The 22,091-nt window shown below is 33.8% G+C and carries 19 protein-coding genes; all 19 read right to left on the bottom strand.

The window, feature by feature from the left end; translation table 11 throughout:
- Positions 1-271, bottom strand: a 271-nt coding sequence (locus ABEA66_RS35575) for a phage tail domain-containing protein (protein ID WP_345595194.1), incomplete at its 3' end; no start/stop codon positions are given.
- Positions 272-6,652, bottom strand: coding sequence for a phage tail tape measure protein (locus tag ABEA66_RS35570; RefSeq protein WP_345595192.1), 6,381 nt, complete (start codon positions 6,650-6,652; stop codon positions 272-274).
- A 129-nt stretch (positions 6,653-6,781) separates the two neighbouring features.
- Entirely contained in the window at positions 6,782-7,213 is a 432-nt protein-coding gene (locus ABEA66_RS35565) for a hypothetical protein (RefSeq protein ID WP_345595190.1), read from the bottom strand.
- 27 nt (positions 7,214-7,240) lie between these two features.
- Positions 7,241-8,245, bottom strand: a complete 1,005-nt coding sequence (locus ABEA66_RS35560; RefSeq protein ID WP_345595188.1) for a tyrosine-type recombinase/integrase — start codon at positions 8,243-8,245, stop codon at positions 7,241-7,243.
- 23 nt (positions 8,246-8,268) lie between these two features.
- Positions 8,269-8,712: a hypothetical protein gene (locus ABEA66_RS35555; RefSeq protein ID WP_345595186.1), complete on the bottom strand. Its 444-nt coding sequence runs from the start codon at positions 8,710-8,712 to the stop codon at positions 8,269-8,271.
- Positions 8,690-9,172, bottom strand: coding sequence for a hypothetical protein (locus ABEA66_RS35550; RefSeq protein ID WP_345595184.1), 483 nt, complete (start codon positions 9,170-9,172; stop codon positions 8,690-8,692). The genes ABEA66_RS35555 and ABEA66_RS35550 overlap by 23 nt, the downstream gene beginning before the upstream one ends.
- A gap of 101 nt (positions 9,173-9,273) precedes the next feature.
- Positions 9,274-10,053 (bottom strand): hypothetical protein, encoded by a 780-nt coding sequence (locus ABEA66_RS35545; protein WP_345595182.1) that lies wholly within the window; start codon positions 10,051-10,053, stop codon positions 9,274-9,276.
- A gap of 19 nt (positions 10,054-10,072) precedes the next feature.
- A complete protein-coding gene (locus tag ABEA66_RS35540; protein WP_345595180.1) occupies positions 10,073-10,786 on the bottom strand; it encodes a hypothetical protein in 714 nt (237 codons plus the stop codon).
- 8 nt (positions 10,787-10,794) lie between these two features.
- On the bottom strand, positions 10,795-11,268 hold the full coding sequence (locus tag ABEA66_RS35535; protein ID WP_345595178.1) for a hypothetical protein: 474 nt from the start codon (positions 11,266-11,268) through the stop codon (positions 10,795-10,797).
- A gap of 18 nt (positions 11,269-11,286) precedes the next feature.
- Complete coding sequence (locus tag ABEA66_RS35530) at positions 11,287-11,796, bottom strand: hypothetical protein (RefSeq protein ID WP_345595176.1); 510 nt, start codon at positions 11,794-11,796, stop codon at positions 11,287-11,289.
- 16 nt (positions 11,797-11,812) lie between these two features.
- Positions 11,813-13,087: a hypothetical protein gene (locus tag ABEA66_RS35525; RefSeq protein ID WP_345595174.1), complete on the bottom strand. Its 1,275-nt coding sequence runs from the start codon at positions 13,085-13,087 to the stop codon at positions 11,813-11,815.
- Positions 13,088-13,089: 2 nt separating this feature from the next.
- Positions 13,090-13,569, bottom strand: coding sequence for a hypothetical protein (locus ABEA66_RS35520; RefSeq protein ID WP_345595172.1), 480 nt, complete (start codon positions 13,567-13,569; stop codon positions 13,090-13,092).
- A 10-nt stretch (positions 13,570-13,579) separates the two neighbouring features.
- Positions 13,580-14,293: a hypothetical protein gene (locus tag ABEA66_RS35515; protein ID WP_345595170.1), complete on the bottom strand. Its 714-nt coding sequence runs from the start codon at positions 14,291-14,293 to the stop codon at positions 13,580-13,582.
- A gap of 81 nt (positions 14,294-14,374) precedes the next feature.
- A complete protein-coding gene (locus ABEA66_RS35510) occupies positions 14,375-15,382 on the bottom strand; it encodes a hypothetical protein (protein WP_345595167.1) in 1,008 nt (335 codons plus the stop codon).
- Between the two features lie 41 nt (positions 15,383-15,423).
- Positions 15,424-15,885, bottom strand: coding sequence for a hypothetical protein (locus ABEA66_RS35505; protein WP_345595165.1), 462 nt, complete (start codon positions 15,883-15,885; stop codon positions 15,424-15,426).
- A 22-nt stretch (positions 15,886-15,907) separates the two neighbouring features.
- Positions 15,908-17,407 carry a coiled-coil domain-containing protein gene (locus tag ABEA66_RS35500; protein WP_345595162.1) on the bottom strand — a complete coding sequence of 500 codons (1,500 nt, stop codon included), beginning with the start codon at positions 17,405-17,407 and terminating at the stop codon, positions 15,908-15,910.
- Between the two features lie 180 nt (positions 17,408-17,587).
- Positions 17,588-19,177 carry a hypothetical protein gene (locus ABEA66_RS35495; protein WP_345595160.1) on the bottom strand — a complete coding sequence of 530 codons (1,590 nt, stop codon included), beginning with the start codon at positions 19,175-19,177 and terminating at the stop codon, positions 17,588-17,590.
- A 32-nt stretch (positions 19,178-19,209) separates the two neighbouring features.
- Positions 19,210-21,051 carry a terminase large subunit domain-containing protein gene (locus tag ABEA66_RS35490; RefSeq protein WP_345595158.1) on the bottom strand — a complete coding sequence of 614 codons (1,842 nt, stop codon included), beginning with the start codon at positions 21,049-21,051 and terminating at the stop codon, positions 19,210-19,212.
- A gap of 2 nt (positions 21,052-21,053) precedes the next feature.
- On the bottom strand, positions 21,054-21,959 hold the full coding sequence (locus ABEA66_RS35485) for a hypothetical protein (protein WP_345595156.1): 906 nt from the start codon (positions 21,957-21,959) through the stop codon (positions 21,054-21,056).
- Between the last annotated feature and the right edge of the window lie 132 nt (positions 21,960-22,091).

Genomic DNA, 22,091 nt, shown 5'->3' with positions numbered 1-22,091 from the left:
GTTTGTAATAGGGTTGATCTAGCCATCTTGCAATTTCCCTGATTTTCTTCTCATCATAATAATCTTCAAATGCAAACGTCAAAGAAAATTCAAGAGGGGAGCGAATAACCTCCTGAAAGTAAGGCTTATCGTTCCCCCTAACTTTAATTTCGCTAATTTCTCTTTCGGATAGAAAAGGCTCTTCAAAAAAGCCACTATCGATCTTACAATTGATCAGACCAAAATCTACACTATACAGGCCATCATAGCAGAAATCAATTCCTTCTTTCATTTATCTCTTCCCCTTATTTTTCATATCATTGAATACATGTTCCACAAAATCAGTCGCACCTTTTTTATCACCAACGACCTTATCAATTCTAAAGTTATAACTGTAATAGTTCGCTCCTGCGGAAGTTGCCACATTAGGGGACATGGATAAATTTGAAAAGTCAGGAAGTTTGATCTTGCTGATTAAGTTGCTAATGATGTCAATTGGATTATTTTTTATGACCAATTCCCCTTGCTTTAAAATAGAAAGTTGTTCATCCGAACCTAAGTTCAACATTTTATGAAGCTTTTCCATTATAGGAGTGCCCTTACCTCCTACAATTCCCCCATTATGATACAATGGTAAGTCATTTTTAAACCAAGTCCCATTTTTATAAGTTGCTCCTATCTGTTCACCCATCCACCGATTAGCTTCTTCCAATTCTTTTTTTCTGTTTGAATCAGCAGAACTCCAAGCAGCAGAGTTCTCCTTCATTTTCTGAATTTTTGGCAACTCATCACTGGTTGGTTGATAGTAGATGTTATAAAGTTGATTACCATCCTTGCTCCATTCGCCGTTTTTATCCTTACTTGCACCTATCGAAATCCCCAGTTCCTGATTCTTTTTCTCCAATGCTTTTTGCGCATCTGGACTTGCAGAATACCAATCAATGCTGTTTTTCTTCATTTCTTCAACGGTCTTACTTATGTCAGTCAAGGAAGTTGCCAAGTTCCCAAACTTCAAGTTGTCTAAGTCCTTAAATTTACTAATTAACTCATCCACTTTGGAAATCATGGTATCATTTAACTGATTAGACATTAGTTCAAACTGAGATACAACAATAGGTGAAACATCTTGCAATTTTGTTGAGATTTTTGATATTTTATCAATGAGTGTGTTGGATAGACCATTTCCCATAATCTCAGAGTTTATCAAAACAAAATCCTTGAATCCATTTAAATCACTAATTGCTCTGGAGATGTTTCCTTTACGGATTTCTTCTCTTATCTTCTCAAATTTAGTTTCATCTTGAATAAGATCGTCGAAGTGTTTTTCTGTTGCCTCTTTAATTTTATCTAAACGATCTTTTTCATTTTCATAAGCCTTATCTTCAATTTGCTTTTGGGCATCGACATTATTCTGCTTTTCTTCAAGCTGATCCTGCAGTGTCTTCTTCGACGTTTCCCGCAAGTTCTTTGTTTGAAAATCATCAATTTCGTCATTTTTTTCCTGCAGTTCTTTTAACAATTCGGCAGTTCTTGCTTTTCCCTCAAGTGAAGTGTCAAGTTTTCGCTTATCAATTTCCTTTTGGATTTCGTCTCGTTCTTTAGTTAACTTAGAGAGTTGTTTTTGATAATCCTCTTCATTTGCTGTCTCATCAAGAGACTTCAATTTAGCTTGAATGAGATCATCATATTTCTTCATTTCATCATCGAGCAGATCAACTTTAGTTTTATGGGCTTTCTCAAGAGCCTTTAACTCATCCTCAATCCCTTTCACAGCCACATCTTTTTGCTTTTGATACATTTCTTTATATATATCGATAACATTGTCAGCAAGGGTTTTTAGTTGATCTTGTAGAGATTGGTTCGTGGATTTAATTGATGTAGCTATTTCAATTTGAGCAAGTACAGATTGTTTCAGTTGTTGGTTTAACTCATTCCACTTTTGTTCTGTTAAATCTGCTGAATCCATTTGTTTACGAACGACATGTTCATGTGCTATTTCGGCATTAAGTTTATCTTCAAGTAGTTTTATTTGTTTCTGAAGTTCTTCTGAGTACTCCTGTGATTCTTCTTTCAATAAACCCAATCGTTCCTTAGAAATTGATATCTGATCGTCGAACTTCTTCACTGATTCAGCTGATTCATTGATGATGCTTGAAATCCTCTTAAATGATGTATCCTGAATTACTTTTTCATATTCCCACCACGAATTAGATAAAGATTGAATGAGTTCATTTTCATATACAATTTGTTCTGCTGATAACTCACCACTTGCGATTCTTGCTCGTGCCCCTTCAGCAGCTTGATGTTCAACGTTTTGCTTATCCCTATTTAGCTGAATTATTTTTTGAAGTTCGTCACGATATTGTGCCGTAGAATCAGGTAGTGTTTCAAGAGTTCGTTCAATTTCTTTTATTTGATTATCCAAGCCACTGATCTTAATATCCTGTGCTTCTTTTCTTAATTTATTGAGTGATTCTTTCGAAGCGTCAATGGCAGTTGTCATTTCATCAATCTTGTTAATATTCTCTGCCCAACCCTGTTTATAAACCTGCTGAACTGTAAAGAACTTTTCAACTAATGTTTTTTGCTTAGTTATCGCTTCAATTTCTTTATTACGATCTTCGACAGATAATGAGGTGTTATCATGGATTTGTTGAGATCGTTCAGCAAATGTGTTAATAAATTTTTTATATTCTTCAGATGCATTACCGCTTGAGTCAAACCATAGATCAAAATAATCTCTTACATATTGTTTGGCCTCCTCAGTATCTTCAGGCAAAGAAAAGTTTGGACTTGCTTGTTTCACACCTGACAGAATATCTTTGTTCTTAATAGCGTTCATTCTTGCTTCATCGGCCTTAGAGGTGATTCCACCATTAGCAGCAGATAAATCATTAACAGCTTGAATTTGATTCGTAATAAGTTCATTAGTTTTCTCAATCGCACCATTATAATCTTTTTGCTTTTCTGTGATATCAACTTGCTTTTTTTGAATATTTATTAGTCTTAGCCTAGCCTCGTAAGTCTCGTTTAAACTATTCACAATTTCTTTTTCTAATTCAATGACTGCTAGAGATTCTTTTAACTGTTCATCTTTTTTATCTTTTGGCGTATTAATTGAATTTTCGTACCTGAAACCATTACTTGCAGCATTCTGAAGTGCTTTAATTGTATCTTTTGCTTTAGCAATTAGCATCGTATCATTCACCACAGAACCTAAATCATTCATTCTATTAACCATTTCCATCTCATGGTCAGAATCGAAGTTATTATATGTGTCAAATGCTTTGGTTAATTCGCTTTGTGCTTGTGAAACTGATTCAATTGCTGCTACTTGCACTCCATATAATTTCAATTTTTCTATTGTGCTTTCTTCTAAAGTGCGGAGTTGGTTAGTTTCAGATTTTATTGTATCATTCATGTTGGCAATTTCTGCGTCTCTTTTAGACTTGAGAGCTTCAACATTGATTTTCAGATACCCATTCTCTGATTTAAATGCTTCAAATAAGGTTGGATATTTCTTGAGGAGCGCACTCACTTCGCTTGAGGTTAATGAGTGTCCCTGTTGCATCTTATCAATAGCATCATTCAATGGTCGAACAGTGTTAGATGTGCTTTCATAGGTGTCTGCTAATTTTCTTTGAATACTTATTAAATCAATTAAACTGCTACTATTATTTATAACTTCGCCAGTTTCCTCATCAATTACTACCGTATTTGCTTTCGTTGCGTTGGCTAGTTCTTTTTGTCCACTTATTTGCTCATCAATTGCTTTTTTTCGGTTTAGTAAAGCTTTTTGATCTTGGATTAATCCATTCTGGTTATTAACAATCTCTGAGTAATTAGAAAGTTCGGCTGCGTACTTTTTTTTAACTTCTTTATATTCTAATAACTGTGTTCTTAGTTTATCAATCTGCTCTTGATAGCCCATAGCAGATGATTTGTCACCTTTATCATACACATCTTGAGCTTTCTTACCTAATTCTTCTATTTTTTGATTAATAACAGTTGTTGCTTTTTCAATAGAATGAACATCAAATAAACTTTCAAACGCATTTATTTGTTGAAACTTATCTTTTATTGAGTCCCCAAAGTTTTTTAATTTGTTCTGTATTTCTTCTAGATCTGTTGCAACTTTATTTAGTTGTATATCATTTGCTTGCTTGGCTTGAGCCAACTGCTCCTGATTCATTTCCTTTAATGTTGCAATGTAACTAGTAGCCCTCTCACTGTTAACAGACATTGCCTCGCCATACTTAGATGTGTTATCAATTAGTTGTGGAGCAATATCATTTATTTTTTTTAGTACCTCGTGCAATTCTTTTTGCTTCTCAGCATTTCCTTCTGCCTGAGGCCCAAGTTTGTTATACTTGTTAACCAACCTTTCCAGTTCGTCGGCATTGTGTTTTGTCTCATTAGCATTTTCTATTAGTGCCTCTGTATTAGTCTCAACTTTTGTAGTTGATCCAATAAATGCTGAAGCAAGAAAATCAACTGCGATTAATCCTACTCCAAGCCATCCCATTGAAAGTTTAGCCCCATTGGCAGCAACCCGTAACACTTGAAATGCTCTAACAAGTCCATAAAGGCCCCCTACCAATATAGGCAGTTTGACATTCCAACCATCTGTCGCTTTTGTGAACTCATTAAATCCCTGTGTCATTGATGTTAATGAAGATATAATATCTGTAAAAAGCTTTTTGACACCAGATTGCCCCATTGTATATGAAAGTTGCTCCCATGCAGTTGATAATTGATTAATCTGGGCTTGCATGGATTTCATATACTCTTCATTTTCTCTCATTGCTGAACCTTGGGAATTAATACTCGTTTGAGTTGCTTTTGTAGCAGTATCCCAGTTGTTCATGAGTGCCAAAAAACGTGTCAATTGATTTCGACCAGCAACTGTTACACCAACGTTTGCTTGTTGAGTAGAAGTTAAAAAGTTCCATCTTGTGCCAAGATCACTTAATATTTCCGATGCTTTTCTATTTTGACCATTCATATCTAGGACTTGAACATTTACTTCCTTAAGAGCGCTAATGGATGCTTGAGAATACAATCTTGAAAATACTGATTTTTCCATATTGCCGATTACGCTACCGCTCTCACGGGTGACTTCACCTATGGCTGTTGTATATCCAATCAATTCATCGAGGGTAACACCATATGTTTTTGCGGCAGCACCTGCATGTGTAACAGCGTCAGCCAAATTTCTTGAGCTAACTGAATAATTGTTATCTACCTCATTAAGTTTATCAACAATTTGGATAGAGTCTTTTGCTTCAATGTTAAATGCTTTCATTGCTGCAATCATGTCGCTCATTGCCTGTTCAGGTGACATTTCAGATACATTGGAGGCAATAACAGAAGTTTTCGTTATGTCAAGAGCATCATTTGCTTTATAGCCAGCTTGAGCGGCAGTTATGAGTGCTTTATTAATATCAGTTACTTTTTGACCTAACTGATTTGCCATATTCATTGAACCCATTAACATCTGGTCAAAGTTTGTGTCAGCATCCATAACTCTTTTTAGATGAATCATTTGTGAATCAAGCTCAATTATAGTTTTGATCATTTCTTCAATGGCTTTTTTTGTGCCATAAATTGCAGTAGTTGCGACACCCCATAAAAGGGTTCTTGAAATAGCGATATTAAAAGCTTCTCCCATTCCAGTAACATGACTACCGCTCGTTCGTGCTTCTGTTCCAATCTTGTTGATGCTTAGGCCTATTTCATCTAATGACTTTTTATAGTTACCGATACTATTAATGGGCTTAAGCTGAGACTCAACAACATCCAAAGACTTTGTGATATTTAAATCATTACCAAATCGTCTTCTTAGATCAGAAATCTTTAAAGATAAATTGGCCTTTTGTTTTAGAAACTCGTCTTCTCGCCTAGCGTTTTGTTGAATGGCAAGGAAATGCTGCTTGTCTAATGCTTCCTTTTTTTCCTTTTCCGTTTTTAAAGCTTGATAATGCGCCTTATCAATTGCTTCAGCTTGTTTTTGATATTCTTGTTGTACTTTTAAATCAAACTCTCTGTTTTGTTTGAGAGCCAAGTAATGCAATTTATCCTGTGCTTCCGATCTTTCTTTATTCGTTTTAAGAGCTTGATAATGCGCTTTGTCCAACACTTCAGCTTTTTTATCAAACTCAGTATTCATTCTATAGGCTTCATCAAGCATAACCTTTTCTGCTTTCAAAGCATCTTGCAAGTCCTTTTTTTGATTGACCACATTTGTTATCTTTCTGATAGATCCATCAGGCATTGAGTCAACAATTTGTTTATTGTTGTTGAAGTTATTACCAAAAGTAGACTGAACACTTACTGGATTTCCGCTTCCGTCACTTATAGTTTTTTGTTTTTCCTGATTCCATTTTTTTTGTGCTACTGTAGCTTCATTTATAGCCTTAGTCTCTTGATTAATAAAGTGAGTGGAATTTGAAATAGTCGTATTCTGCTTGTTAATAAATAGAGTTACTTGCTCTATACTATGTTTGAAATTGATAAGCGAGTTAGTAAATGTCTGGTCAATATCAATTTTAAGTTTAATTTTTCGAAGAGATGGATGTTTTTCTATTGCTTGAATAGATTGGTTTAAATCAGATATGCTTTTTCCAACATTAAGTGATGCCGAAACTAATATTCTTAAGTCATTTCCTGCCATATTACCACTCCTTTTTAAAATAAAAAAAAGGAAGTAGCTCTGATGGCTATCTTCCTATAAAATGTGTGTTTTATATTCTTTAACAAAAGTAATCACACCTGTTAGATGTGATTGGTTTCAATAAAGAAGTTAATTTTCTTGCACATAGATAACTTGATCGACAATATCACAATATCTTTCGTAGGTGAATTGTTCTTCTCCCTCGAATTCAAGTCCACAAAATAAAACGGATTCTTTCACACTCAAAAGCATTTTTTTATTTTCTTGGTTTTGTTCGATACAGACTTCTTCATTTTGAAGTTCTTGAAATGCTCTATTAAATGCTTCAATATCATGAACATCGAACTGTCTTTGACCATTAACTTCTATAATCTTAGGCTCCCCATTATTATCAAGGTTGGAATACTCCTTGATTAATTGATAATGCTCTTCTTGAAATAGTTTGAATTTCTCTCTTAGCATATTTACTAGTCTTGAACGCATACGACTTTTTTGATCAATCAGTTTAAGTTTGATTAGAAATTCTATAAATGATGCTAGTTCATAATTATATAGCCTCATAACCGGTTTCCTTTCAGCACAATGAATTTAATTGAAAATTTGGTTCTTTTCTTCTTCAAAATCACGAAGATCATAAATAGATGTAGTTGAAATATTTTCATGGTGAGCAACGAATTTCGAGACTAAGGAAATTTCAATTCCACTTTCAAGTAAATATGTAATACAAGAATTCTTAAATATATGAACATTAATTCTTCTTCCTAAAATATCAGATAATGTGTTTGCGCAAAAATCATCTGCCCAAGTAGAAGAGACTTTATTAATTAACCCACCATACTTAGAAGTGAAGATATATTCATGATCGTAGCCGCGTACAATTAGCCACTTTTTAATATGGGGCAATACATCAAGTGGAATCATGTACTGAAGAATCTTGCCATCTGTGCTTCTACCTTTTCCTCTGACCTGATGAGATAAAACATAATTTTGTCCGTCTGGAACTTCATAATTGATAATTTCACTTTTAAATTGGATAATCTCAGATCTCCTAGCTCCAACCCTAAATGCAACTGCAAGCCATGCCATACCCAGATAATTTTCATCGCTTTCTAAAACTTGCATCAAATAATCGTATTCATCTTTTGTTACCTTGATTTTATCGTAGACTCGGTTTTTAGGGATTGCAGGAAGTCCTCGTGTAAAATTCCTAAATGACTTATAGTTATCATCATCTTCAGCAACTACATTCTCAATATAATTACATAAACTTGAAACACAAGCTTTTCTTAAACTAATTGCACTAGATGACATCTTTCTCGTATCACGTAAAAAGCTAATATAACGTAGAAAATCACGCTTTGTTAATTTGTAGAACATTTTGTTATTCATTGAATTTGCAACATACCATCCAAACTGTTTAAGACAACTTGTGTATTGTTTTTTAGTTTCACCACTATGGGCTTGTACTGATAAGTACTCCTCGACCAAATTCCTATAATCTTCATTGACCGTGAGCCACATATCCTCTGTGATATCTGGTAATCGCGCCGCTGGCTCTCTCAATGTGTTTTTTTCAATTTTTTTCTTGTTCATTTGCTCACCTTCCCATGGAAATACTAATCCACTTTTATTCCTCTTAATTGCATACCTTTTTTAAATTCATCGATATGTTTACCACTAAGCAATAGGAAGTTCATTGTGTCCTCATAAAAGTTTCTCTCTAATGGTGGCTTCATTCGTGCAATAGCAGAATTCATCCATTGATATCCAATACCTGTAGCAATCACCCTAGCAATGTCTGTGTTACCATCATGCCTCGTACTAATAATTTGAATTGTGTTATTATTAATTACACTAACTTCCATATTTGATATATCACTTAGTTCATGAGTTCTTATATATTGAGATGGAGTATATTGTTCATAAGTTACATCTTCAATTACTCGATGAAGTTGATCTTTTACAGTTTTCGCCACATTATCTTTTAAAGTATTACTAATTTTATGTTCAATATGTTTGAATAAATCATTAAGGCTATTAAAGTTCAACTTCTTCACCATAAACAGTTTCTTGAATTATTGCATGAGAAAATATCTCTCTCATCTGATCACTTATTAAATGACTATTGTCACTAACTTGTTTAATCATATTTTGCACCTTCTCTAATTCAGTTTCTAGGAAATGCCCCATAATTTCATCCAGCAAGTCCAAATCGATAAGTTTCTCGCAAACAATTACCATTTTTTCAATATCGCTTGGTATATTTGATAAATTTGTGAAATGTCGAAGAAGTAGCATATAGTAAATAAATGTAATGTCTTTGACGACTTCCATAGTAATCTCTTTTTTACGCAATTGGTCCAAAATATCTTGATAATCAAGTATTAATCTTTGAATACTGGTTCTCTTAAATTTCTTTTGAATTAATATATGATCACCATTTTTTAGAAAAACTTTTTCTTGAACATTAAATTCTTTAGTGTGTGCTTTATTAATAGAGGAAATTGTTAGTTGTCCCATGGTTATTCTCCTTAAATATATTTTGTTCCCATATTCAAAAGCCCTATAATAGAGCATCTCAAGATGAGAAGGCAGAAGACAATCTCCTGCCAATTGTTGTATTACTCATCCTCATACATAATCATGTCATACAAAGTATCTACACCGTCTACCTTTACAGGGAATACATCGAACACAAGACTTAGCGATGATGGATCGCCCGTTGGGGAATTACTAACTGTAAAGTTCGGTTGTAACTTTGCCTTGTAGTATTTCAATTGAGACGATACCATTTCGCCCGCAATCTCATCAGCATATACAGTATCACCAACCATAAACACATAAGGAGGAAACCCTTTTGTAGTAAAGGAAAGTTTATGCGAACTAGTAGCTTGCCATCTATAATAAACTTGAACTTCCTCTCCAACTTTAGCAGTTGCTGTACTAACAAGCGTAAGTTCATTATTAGAAATTGCTTCGACTTCATGAGATGCACCTAAGATACCTTTTACATAAGAAAAGACTGCAACATCAGCCGTTTGACCAACAGGAGTTTTTTTAAGTTTTACAGTTTTCTTGCCAGAGCCACCATCTTCTACAGTAGCAATTTCACTTTTGTAAATCTCGTTGTTGCCAGAAGAAATGTCTTCTCCTGCAAGCAAAGCAAGATGCTGCATAGTGAAAATCTGTGTCTCAACAGTAATGGTTGTTTGCTTATCGCCGTGCCAAGCGATTCGACGAGGGTTGCCGCTTCCGCCACGTGCATACACTGTTTCTGCTGTATTTTCAGTTTGTGCAGAAGTAGCATAGTCCATTGTCATAATTGGTTTTTTTGTACTAAAATTGAAAATTTGAAAATCCATGATTTCTCTAGAACCATAACGTCCTAATTGAAGTGCCATTGAATATTTCCTCCTTTATTTATAACTTGCTTTTTATAATCCATTCTGGCAACTTGTCATCCTTCCCGAGATATCCATTAGCCCAAACCTTTAACAATCTAGTGTGTTGCTCTTTAATGTTTAATCTTTCAAAGTGTTCATAAACTTGATAAATCGTCAGATTGCCAACATTGAATATATTTATTCCATTACCATCTGCATTGCATAGAATTGATAACAAATCCTTTAAATCTAATGATTCGTTTTCATTCTTTTTGTACTTTGCTCTTAACTTGAGAAGTTTTTCATGCAACATCTTTGTCTTTTCATTCTTATATTTTATGGAAGCATCTTCTTCGTTTATCCCATTTAATCTTTTAATGATTTTTGAAAATTCACAATAATTTTCTTTGGTGATAATGGGGCTGCCACTAGAAATGTATGAAGAGGAAATATGATCGAAATCAATTTCACATTTTGAAAAAAATGATATTGCCTCTTTCGTTGCATTCACGACTGTTGGAATCGATGTAAGAACATCGAAGGAATTTTCGTTTTTTATGCTTAAATAATTCTCATCTGAAACTCCAAATATATTTTTGAGGATACTTTCTTTATTAAAAGAAGCTAATGTTAAATAAACATTATATTTTACTTCCCCAATCTTACCGATACTATCTATAGTAGGAGAGTAGAGTTTTACATTATTAATCTCAGATGGAAGGCCGAGAAAATTACCAAGTCGATCTGTCATAATGTCACCTAATTAAAGTCAATTGGTTTGTAACATATAAAAGCACCCTGATACTTATCATTTATAGCGATCTCATCCATTTCGTGAAATTCCAATTTTCCTATTCCGACTCCTCTTTTTTGATTGAATAATTCATCAATCTTGTTTAACAAATAATCAATACGTGTACATCCGTAATCCGTTTTAAATAGGTCGCGATGTGTAAAGATATTAATACATATTAGCCCATTCTTGAAGCCATTATTTGCTAGTTGAAATCTTCTAAAATGTACAGTTATGTATGTTTGTTTAGTCTCATTAAGATCAGGAATGAATCGATGTGGAAAAATATTTGTATATACTAGGCTACTTGGATCTGCAATAGTTTCTTTATTTCGAAAGTCAGTATCAGCATAGTGTAGTGCCTTGCATAAATCTTCGGACTCTAACAGTCGGTTGATAATTGTAAATTTATACTCATTTAGTTCCTGTAGTCGGGCCAAAAAATCACCTTCTTAAAATCACGAATTTATGTAATTTTTCAACACTTTAAACTCAACTGTACCATCAGCTTCAACATCACGCGTATCAACAAATGTAGAGATGATTTTTGTGATCTGATCCAATGTTACGGGTGTTGTTCGATGAACTTCTTCACCTAGACTATTACGAACAATTAATGTGAAATTGCTTCCATCTGATTTCAAATTACCTTGAACATAAGTAACGTCAGCATTTTTTAGTGCATCGAGTGCAGATGCTTTAGTTGGATGGAGGGTTTTAGCAAAGGCAAGTTTAATTTGGTTATCTGTACCAACAGAAAATGCATAATCGCTGCCAGTTAAAGTTACATCTAGGTCTGCATCAATAATTTCTGTTGCAGTTATTCCATTAAAACTATAAACATTATCAATTCCACTGCTGCTTTGTTTAGCATATGGAATTTTCTTGAATACGAGATAGTTATTATTAGTGCCTGAAATAAAACTATCTACTCCAAGTTCACTTACTTTTACAATGGCTTGTCCCATGTATATGCTGCCTCCCTTAATATAATGGCTTAATTTGAATTCTTATCTTATTTTTAATCAGCTCGTTTTCATTCCTAACATGAAGCCAGATATAGCCTGTTTTTTCACCAGCCTTAATCATGCAAGTATTACTTGCTTCATCCTGACTTGTAATTACTGCCAAGTCAGAATGGGATATACCATCATCTGAAGTTAATGAGAAGATGCTTTTATAAGGAATAGCCTCCCCATTTCGTCTGAATACACAAGTGTACATTTTTGATGATTTAACCTTTAGCGCAGACTCACCAAGAATTTCAACAGTGTAGTTGTGTGTTAATGTTTCAGTGATATTGATTTCGATTTGAGTGGAGACATTTTTATAAGTGACTGAAACATAGAGATGCCCTTGTTTATGTGGAATAATAAGACCTGATTCGCTGATTGTGGCTATTGTCATATCACTAACGAAATAGGACAAAAGAGGATTACTTACTATAATACCACGATTTTTTACTTCTACATTAAGTTGAAGTGTTTGTGTTTTCTCAAACGACACATAGTTTCCATTCAAAATTGTGACTGAGTAATCAGCTACATTATCGTTATAATCAGCAATTCTTAGATCTAAACTGTCTTTTGCGGAGTTATACTCATCTTCTTCGAGTTCAAAATAGATTAATCCTGACAAAAGACTATCTATTGCGGTCAATTTCCATGGTCTTCCGTCAAAAATGAATCGCTTTCCTTTACTTAATCTCAATGTATCTTCGTTTTTTTGAACATAAATATATCGTTTCTCAGATGGCATAGAAAGCACCTTATCATCGATCACTCCAGCACCACGATAAAAATCAAGGCGATAAGTAAATGGGGTTTCACGTATAATATCAGTATTATCTATCCATTTTATTGTTCCTAAGATACTTTGCATAATACTAAGATCATAACCATCTCTAGTCTCAACTGTTCTTAAAAGCATATATATTTCTTTGTTCCTAGTGTATTTATTTTCAAATTCAACAATATCACCAGAATTAATACCATCACTATGTTTAGTCAAAATCTCTCTATTGTAGGAACTATTTAGACTGTTTTTTTTAGGGAGATTACCGAAATCAATAATACACTTATAGGAAATGCCATTCTTGTATATAGTATTTGCTCGTGTAGAGTTTATAAGTATATCAAAGTGCGAGATACTTTCTTGTTCTTGTTGACTATATCTGTCTGATAATTTTTCGACTAAAGAATTATTATATTCTCCATTCTCAACGAATCTTTTGTAATTTTTAATCTCCAAAATATTCATTTCTAAACACTTCCATAGATACTTTTGTAGTTCCAAGTCTGCCTGTCGCGAGCAAGATAGTTTTGAACAGCACTGTCAGAAGCATCTTCAATAGTTTTTATCATTTCAAGAGTGGATTTTCTTTCGTTTGCTGGGGAAAAAACGTTAAGTTCAGAGGACTTATAAGTAATACCAAAGGTTTTAATTCTGTTTCTCTGCTCTTGAACATAAGACATGTACATTAAGTCTGCAAGTAAATCAATCTCTTGATTCACCAAGTCTTCCTCAAATACCTGAAGTTCCTCATCTCTAGAGTATAAGTCAATATCAGGGTTTCCAAACTTATAAATATAAGAAACACCTCGATCTAACAGACTATTTAAATGGCTTTGCACCATCTCCTCAATTTCACTATCAGGCATATCTTTGTATGAAAAAAACTGATCATCATTCTTGAGTTTTTTTATGAATTTATCGAAAATAGGTTTAAAAGAGGTTCCCAATGATTATCACCTATTCATTTCTAGGAGGTCTTCCTGCTTTTGGTTTAGATAATTCTTCAACCTTTTTTAGTAATTCTTCAATTGCTGATTGAGATTTTGCAAGCAAAGCATCCTTATTTTTAGCTTCTTCTTCTTTTTCTTTTCTCAGGTTTTCAACTTCTCTTTGTAAATTATCTAATGTTTCTTTAAGTTTACTTTCATCATTAGCCTTCTTTTCGGCTTGAAGGATCTTATTAATTTCGCTATTTGGATTTCGCTTCCCACCACTAATTAATTCATTTCCTCTTTCAATTACTGTAGAAATAATTCGAGGAGGCGGAATCTTACCTGCTCTTTCCATTGTAAATAACATTGATTTCATTCGAGAAACAAGTGTGATGGATTTCAGACTACAAATTCTTTTAACATTTTCGATGGTATCAGTCATTAACAGTTCAGTTAATTGTTTATCAGTCAAAATGTTCTCTTTATCTTCAATCCCTAATTTCAAGTAAACTTCATCTTCTTCATCAGGGTGAAAACGAACTCGACCCACCTTAAATAAATCTGATTTAGAGTTCTCTGCTTCGACATCATCAAATGCGGCTCTTTCAACAACAAAATCTTCATCATCATCTCTACCTCTAAGAAACACTCCTTGTTGATTGTGTTGACTAGGAAATCCGACAGGAGACCGTTCGTAATTATAAACTCTAATTTTTCCATTTAGCAAATCGATACTCATATATAAAATTTCTCCCCTAATTTATATTGTTTGAGAAGAATGAGAAGATAAGTTAAATTTTATCTTCTCATTCTATATTTTTTAAGTAAACGAGATACGTGCAATTTTATCGAGGTAGTAGATTGCGTAGTCGAAGTCGTATCCAGTGAATTTCAAATCAACTTTTTCTGCATTATTGTCATAAGTCTCATATAGACGCATCTCTCCACGCATTTGTGCATCTCCAATTACACCTGCAATACCAAAAATACGTTTATCAGGTACAAGGGTATGACCTTTTGCTGTCTTTTTCGCAGTAGGAATGGAAGAGAGTGCAACCCCATCAAACAAAGCCAAACGTCCAACACGGTTCAATTCGTTTTTCATTTCATTACTTAGATAAGTTTCATAGCCACTCATTCTTGCAAATCCATCGATGTACTTAGACAATCCAACCATGAATGGATTACCTTCGGACATGTCACGAAGGTAACGAGCCAGAGTATCAGCGTTTGCTTGTGTCAAACCAGAACCAGAGTCAATTACTTGATCTCCACCAGACAGTGCATCTAGTGCAGCATCAACACCTGCGAACAACCGATAAAACATTTCTTGCTCAAATGCCTCACGAGTAAGTTCAGTCATTTTTGCAATAGACTTCCAACCGTTCCTACGAAGGTCAGAGTAACTTAGTTCAGTTTCAACCTGCAAAGCTGTTTTAATAGGGTTGAAGACGGATGGATCTACATAACTTTTAGGAACGTTACCACCACGATTTGCATCATAAACTTTAATTGTGTTTTTTGGTAGACCAGTATACATGGATTCATCAAATTCACCAATCGAACCCATGTTAAAGACATTAGAAAGAATGCTTGTTTCGGGCTGGAATACTAGTGGTTCCACTGTTTTTTTGATGAGTTCGCTCATTACGAAGTTATTATCATGACTTTTTCCAGAAGTACCAACTTCTTTAGCGAAAGCATCTAGAACTTCAATCATTTCTTTGTCACTCGTGTCAATTGTATTAGTTTTATAGCGCTCCGAGAGCTCGATGATATTTTTTTCTTGGATCATGCTAGATACTTCAATGTTATATAGTTTGCTCATTTTATATATTTTCCTCCTAAAGTCTACATATTGATTTATTATTAAACTACTGTGAATGGATTAACGACTTCAAATACTTGTAGTACATGACCATTATCATCATAAGACCCAATATATTTAAGTGTAGATACTTTGCCACTAGCAGCTTTGGTGAGTTTTCCTTTATTAGCTCCAGTTCCTGCAATTGCATAGTCACCAACAGCAAAGTCACCATTGACTTGATCTGTTCCCCACTGTGTACCCAAGGCAGGTTTAACAAGAATAGCTAGTTCATCTGCTTTTACAACGTCTATGGATTGATCATAGCCAGAAATCTCAACATCACTCAGATGTCCTAGTGGTTGACTATCTTTGTCTAAGAAGTAAATTTGAACACCTTCACCATCTGCAGCATCTGCTTTCTTTGTATTCAAATTTTTTGTTACTACAGAACCACGTTTAATATCATTTGCGACTCTATAAATTTCAACTGTTTTACTACCAGTAATAATATTTCTAAGCATCTTTTATCCTCCTAAAAAGTCATTATTTATTTTTTGTGAGTACACTTTTAATTAGGTCAGTAGCACTTACCATAAGTCCGTCATTTCCCGAACCATTTAGGTCGGTTTTTGGTCTTTTTAGTGTTTCTACTTGACTTGTCTCAACTTCATTATTTTCCTTGTTGCTTAATTCTTTGTTTTCTTTGAACATAGCAATCGCTTTACGCCCTTTAATTACCTCGATCTTTTCTTGAGATGTTTCAAAATTATCGAGTGTTAGTTCTGCAAAAATTTGAACTAATTTATCATCGGTTTTGAGTTCTTCTTCGCTGATCAAACTATCTTCTAGAGCAAAAGTTTTCAATGTATCTTTTTTCTCCGCTAACTCCCTTTCCTTTTCTGCTTGTTCCATCTCAACAACTTTATCCTTGTAGGATAAGAGTTCAGAAACCTGTGCTTCTAGGCCCTCTTTTTCTTTTTTTGCTTCTGTAAGTAACTTACCAGCTTCAGCAATTTGTTTTTCTGATTCTTCAAGTTTGGTTTGTAAGTTAGATACTTGAGAATCAATAGAGGATTTGGGCTGGAACACCATTTCAACCTCTTTTTTACTGATAATACTTACAGTATCATCTGAATTTACACTATAGCTAAATTCAACAAAATCAGAATCTTTTTCACGATTCCAGTCATAAGCGATTGCCTTAAACTCGTAAGGGTAAAGCATCGACATGTAATAATACTTGTCTGTAGACGTATTATTAATTGCTTGTCTTACTTTACGATACACATCGTTTTCAGTTAATGCTGAAGTTTGTTTTGTATCATCTTTTTTATCTGCCACTTCAAATTCTCCTCCTTCTTTATTTTCATTACTTTCGTATTCAATAGACGATAAAGTTATAATATCTTGCGATAGCGCCTGTACAAGTTCTGTATCATGATCTTCACTTGCTACATCAATCACACCACTAGACTTGTATGCAGGGGCTATTGTCTCACCTAACAAGCAATGACCAATAAACTCTCCATAATCAATAACTTTAATATTTTTATTTTTTATTTTCTCCTTATGTGACTCATGTACACTTATTTCCCAAGAGGTCTTAAGTCCTTTTTTACTTTCAACTCTCTTTTTAAATACATTATATGCCTTCTTGAAACGTTTCCATATCTTGGCTGAAGCAGTTATGTATTCAACATCATCGACAGTTTCAATTTGTACGTTATAAAATGAACCAAAGGCATTGGTGTCAAATTCGACGGTTTTAATTGTATTGCCATCTACATCAGTTTCTTCGACTACTTTCACATTATGGCCTGAAAAATCATCTTTTCCATCGAAACGAGTTACGACTTTACCTACTACTGGTTTATTAATTAGTGTTTTTAGCCATTCCTCTATTGTATCTCTATTTAAAGAAACATCATTTCCATTTGGCTGAAAATCACAGATGATAAATTTTGCATCAACTGAGTCGCTACTATTTTCTTCGCTTAGTATGATTACATGACTACTTGTAAATTTTATCGTTTCATTGTTCATTTATTTCATCATCACCACCTTTCCATAAAGTAGTTAACCAAATTCGATGTTTAATTCTTCCAAAAGTAGAGTTTTTTCATTATCCATATTGCATGAAGTATCTAAAAGTTTCTCGATTGATTGATCTTCTTGGTTAATAAGTAACTTTTCATCACAATGGGGGCACTTTATTATCATATTTTACCTCCCATTGTCATTGTTGTAGTTTTTATCATAATCTTGCCTATCTTTATCTTTGCTTTCATTTGGTCTGCCTACACTGTCATTTATTCCGTTGTTGCCATTTGTGTAACTAGTTTGTCTAGGGCTGAATATTTCGTCATATCCCAATTCTTTCTCGCTCTCTCTTTTTCTAGCCTCAGTTTTAACATCTAGACCAAGCACTTGATAAACTGTATCTAAAGATGCATTTAATTCATTGTTAAGCATCTTAGCTAAACTCATTGAGAGTTCAGTAGACAATTTTTCGGAATCAATGACCTTTATCTTAGGGCAAAATTTTGGGTCGATACCGTTATCAATTAATAATCCCCGATACCACTTTTTCAGTATATTCTCAAGTTGCTCACTAATTTTATTTATCATTTTCATAAGTTCAGTGATACTTACTTGTGCTGCACCTAGAGTACCCTTATCGGTGTTGAGATAGGCAATGCCTACACTAGCCATTATTTGATCTCGATAACTTTTCTTCACTTGCACATTTGTCTGCTCAAGTTTTGGTTCGATAAACTCCACCTTCTCTGTCCAAGGAAGACCAGTATATACGGACACACCATTTCCCTTTAGAGCAGTCATCAGATCTACATGGGCTTTGGCCTGTGCAGCACTCCATGTAATATTGGGTGTGTCTCTAGGTTGAAGAATCAATTCCTTAATGAGTTTTTGAAAAATGATTTTTTTCCCACGAACGAGAGTGTTTTTATCATCAGAAAGCTCTATATTCTCTAATCTAATTACTGATTTCAGTGATTTAAAAATAGGTGATAAACCATATTTTCTTTTTAAATTATTAATACGGATAAGACCAGAATTCTCAATATTTAATCGAGCATATCTTTCTTTGTTAATATAAGCACTATAAACTTCAGGAGGGTATGTATCTTTTATTTCATTTTCCATGTCCTCATAAAATAGTGACTTATCTTTTTTATTTTTGCCGTATATCTTTCTTAACCTTGACTCTAACTCTCGGATATTAATAAGCAAATATGGTTCTCCGCTCATGTTATAATCTGCAACTTCAGTTATACCCAGAGGGTAGTAATCGACTTGAAAGTTCTCGCCATTTGCATTTTTTCTTAGATAAATTGGGTAATTACCTTCGAGATAAGACATAGGTATTGCATCTGTTATTAACTGCTCTAAATTTATTTTTTCATTAAAATCCCGTATGAGTGTGTCAATTTCGTTAATGATCTCTTTATCTTCTTCTTTGTAATTAGGATATTGCAACTTCCAATCAGAATTAACATTGGTTTCTATTGCTTCGTAGACTTTCCCCAATATATCGTTTTTATTAACGAAATACCTTACAATGTTATTAATTTGAATAATATGAGTTAAGTTGGATTGAGCATTTAAAGCAAGCTTATCAATATCATCAATTTTAAAATTGGCTACACTGCTGCTCTCACTGAAATAGGTTGATCGAAAATTGCTCTTATTTGTATAATCGTATATTGCTTGCTCAAGTGATTTCTTTTCTTGTGCTGAAGTTGTTATCAAGAAAGTGTCTTGATCTATCTGACTCATAAAAGCATCTTCCATAGGTTTAAATCACCTCACTTTCTTATTTGATTTTATAAATGAATGTGAAGGGAAGAGACTTGCGTTGGTATAGTGAGTACATCAATCTCAACTCTCTTTGATTCCAGCTCTTTTTCTTTTAAACTTATAAAATAATTACCATATGCACAGGAAGAGTATCTGTCTTTTCGTTTCCCAGATTGCTCTTTAAGTTTTACATACTTAGGATGTTCCACTCGCTCAAGAAGAACCATCTCATTTTCTAACAACACTGTTTGCAAATATGGATTTAATAGCTCCACTTGCTCTTCAACGCTCAATTTGTTAAACCAAGACTCTCCAATGAAGTATTCCCTAATGTCATTTTTAGAGACTAAAAAACTGATTCGTTTATTGATAATTTTATCCTTTAGGTCTAAAGCAATATCATGGTTAAATTCTTCAGATGCTGAAACTGTGTATATTTTATCCTCATATTCGTCTTCTGTATGAAAAGCGGCCAACTTTAGATCATCTTTTTCATTCATTGAGTAAAATGGAGGATACTCCTTCTTACGCTCCTCATCATACTGTTTTCTACAGAGGTAACTGTAAACACTGATACCATTTCCTTGACGATCCAATACTATATAATCGCACTCAAAATCATCAAACAATCTTCTAATTATAAATGACTGAGTTTCAGGATGAAGCCCCTGATGCGATTCAATATTAAGTACTTCTCGCTTATACCTAGTACCACTTTTATTTTTCTTTGCGGAGATAAGAGTAAACACTGATGAGTCATTTGCGTCACCACCAAGAAGAGCAATATCACAACTTAATACACGAATTTCGTTTTCATTTTTCTTCGAAGATATATTCTTATTCTTAATAAGCTGTTGTAGTTCTTTTTTGTATACCGGAAATTGAATTACTTTTGTATCTTTTATTTCCTCAGTTTTAAAGTAAGCTTTTTCACTTTCTCCGAAGAAAAGACAGTCCATTTCCATGAGCCACCCAATAGAATCTAGATCGTCTTCAGCCAGTTCATCTAACAATTGCTCTCTATTGGTCAAATTTTCCTTTATGGCAATCTGATATGGCAGTCCACAAATGAAATACTTTTTACCCTCTAACATTGCTTTAATAAATACCTTATATCGCTCATATGACCAATTAAATTTGTAATAGCAAGAGGTTAAAAATATTTCTTTGTTTCTTTCTAGATATTCTTGTTTATTCTTATACTCTGGTTTTTGAAGAAACCCCGGCTGTCTGGAAGCTGCGAGAAATCTTCTTAAGACGTTTTTATAGATTTTAGGGTCGATCATTCGAAATTCATCTAGGATTAATATATTTGCACGTGCAGATCGAGCACCTTGAGTGGAAGCAACAACTTTTATCCATGAACCATTCAAAAACTCCACATTAGGATCGTCTGTATTCATTGAAGTTCGAATTGAACCTTTTATTTCCCGTTTCAACATACCAGTTTTTGATTGTGCAATAAGTTCTGGTATCTTCTCTGTGACAATTTTCATTCCCTGTGATTTTTGACCAGCAGCTATTACCACTTTAGTACCAGGAAAGAGGATACACATAATTACACAAAAAAGTGCTGTTAAATAGGACTTACCTAGTCCGCGGCTAGCAAAGAATGCTGTATAATTGTACACAATCATACAGTACAATAAAATCTTCTGAAAAGGTTTAATTGATAAACCAAGGTATTCTTCAGCAAAAATATCTGGACGAGAACGATAAAAAGAAGTCCAGTCTGCTATTCCATTCATTAATTTTTGAGATTTAGTAAGATTGTCTGCGCTTTTATTGAAGTTCTTACCCTTGTCGTAAACACCAACTGCCTTTGTCTGCTTGTTTCGCTGAACTTGAAAATTATCATATCCTGACATTATTAATCATCTTCATATTCTTTATTTCTGTTAATTTCATCAAAGTCAATGGTGTATGCAGACATGGCTTTATCGTACTTCTCGGTCATTTCATTATTCAATCCTTCCATTTTGGCTAAATGACCAATCATAAAGGTATCTATATAACTTTTCATTTCATCATCTAATCCTTGAGGAATTGGTTTTTCATTTTCCCATTTTTTTATTAATACACCAAAAGAAATTTGATCATTTGCATCTGCGCCAGTTGCCTGTATTGGCTTCATTTTTGCATCATTCATAAGATCACTTCTGGTTTTGATTAGGTTACTTATTTCTTTGCCACCATTACCTTTTTGCTCTTGTCTTATTTTTTCTATCTCCAAATTAATAAAACAAATATCACGCATAATCATTTCCATTCCATAATCTGGACATTCAAAACTAGACATTAACTTAAATTTTTCTTCCTCTAGATATAAATAATCTTCGTTAGAGTAGCCTCTTCCCCAATACCTTGTTAATTCGAGAAGATCGCTTTCTTTTATGATAGTATCATCTACTTGATCATTGTAATTATGGTTGTTTGAAGATACGAAAATACTATCCTTAAAAGTTAACCCTTTATATTGATTCATTGAACTAAGTGTAGGAATATATCTTTGCCATTCTTCGTCCCTTTGTTTCCACAGATCTGTTAAGAATGGTTTGTCAAGCAAGGCAAGCATTGAATATACTCTGTGTAAATAACCAGTTGATCCTTTTTCACCAATGTAATTATTAGTACAATCCTTACATACTTTGAATTTCTCCCAATTAAATAGCGGATGGCCATTAACATAGTAGTTAGATGGTGTGGGTGCTTTAAACTTGCCACATCTCTGACATTCAATTTTCAGATCTTTGTCATCTGTCTTCTTAAAACTCATTATTCACCCTCCCATAAGGTGTTATTTCCATATCCATAAAACGTCTGGGTGACATAGGGAGAATAGTCACCCACTTTACTTGTCCTTACACCAGAACAATACGTTTTATTTTTGTTTGCAAAAAAATGCAAA

The organism is Paenibacillus vulneris, from assembly GCF_039543185.1.
GTDB lineage: Bacteria > Bacillota > Bacilli > Paenibacillales > NBRC-103111 > Paenibacillus_S > Paenibacillus_S vulneris.
The sequence above is the reverse complement of the archived record's forward strand: the minus strand, read 5'-3'. Positions and strand labels throughout refer to the sequence as shown.

Excerpts from the sequence above, each read along its gene's own strand:
- ABEA66_RS35570 (WP_345595192.1), bottom strand. The coding sequence starts at position 6,652 with ATGGCAGGAAATGACTTAAGAATATTAGTTTCGGCATCACTTAATGTT.
- ABEA66_RS35565 (WP_345595190.1), bottom strand. The coding sequence starts at position 7,213 with ATGAGGCTATATAATTATGAACTAGCATCATTTATAGAATTTCTAATC.
- ABEA66_RS35560 (WP_345595188.1), bottom strand. The coding sequence starts at position 8,245 with ATGAACAAGAAAAAAATTGAAAAAAACACATTGAGAGAGCCAGCGGCG.
- ABEA66_RS35555 (WP_345595186.1), bottom strand. The coding sequence starts at position 8,712 with ATGGTGAAGAAGTTGAACTTTAATAGCCTTAATGATTTATTCAAACAT.
- ABEA66_RS35550 (WP_345595184.1), bottom strand. The coding sequence starts at position 9,172 with ATGGGACAACTAACAATTTCCTCTATTAATAAAGCACACACTAAAGAA.
- ABEA66_RS35545 (WP_345595182.1), bottom strand. The coding sequence starts at position 10,053 with ATGGCACTTCAATTAGGACGTTATGGTTCTAGAGAAATCATGGATTTT.
- ABEA66_RS35540 (WP_345595180.1), bottom strand. The coding sequence starts at position 10,786 with ATGACAGATCGACTTGGTAATTTTCTCGGCCTTCCATCTGAGATTAAT.
- ABEA66_RS35530 (WP_345595176.1), bottom strand. The coding sequence starts at position 11,796 with ATGGGACAAGCCATTGTAAAAGTAAGTGAACTTGGAGTAGATAGTTTT.
- ABEA66_RS35525 (WP_345595174.1), bottom strand. The coding sequence starts at position 13,087 with ATGAATATTTTGGAGATTAAAAATTACAAAAGATTCGTTGAGAATGGA.
- ABEA66_RS35515 (WP_345595170.1), bottom strand. The coding sequence starts at position 14,293 with ATGAGTATCGATTTGCTAAATGGAAAAATTAGAGTTTATAATTACGAA.
- ABEA66_RS35510 (WP_345595167.1), bottom strand. The coding sequence starts at position 15,382 with ATGAGCAAACTATATAACATTGAAGTATCTAGCATGATCCAAGAAAAA.
- ABEA66_RS35505 (WP_345595165.1), bottom strand. The coding sequence starts at position 15,885 with ATGCTTAGAAATATTATTACTGGTAGTAAAACAGTTGAAATTTATAGA.
- ABEA66_RS35500 (WP_345595162.1), bottom strand. The coding sequence starts at position 17,407 with ATGAACAATGAAACGATAAAATTTACAAGTAGTCATGTAATCATACTA.
- ABEA66_RS35495 (WP_345595160.1), bottom strand. The coding sequence starts at position 19,177 with ATGGAAGATGCTTTTATGAGTCAGATAGATCAAGACACTTTCTTGATA.
- ABEA66_RS35490 (WP_345595158.1), bottom strand. The coding sequence starts at position 21,051 with ATGTCAGGATATGATAATTTTCAAGTTCAGCGAAACAAGCAGACAAAG.
- ABEA66_RS35485 (WP_345595156.1), bottom strand. The coding sequence starts at position 21,959 with ATGAGTTTTAAGAAGACAGATGACAAAGATCTGAAAATTGAATGTCAG.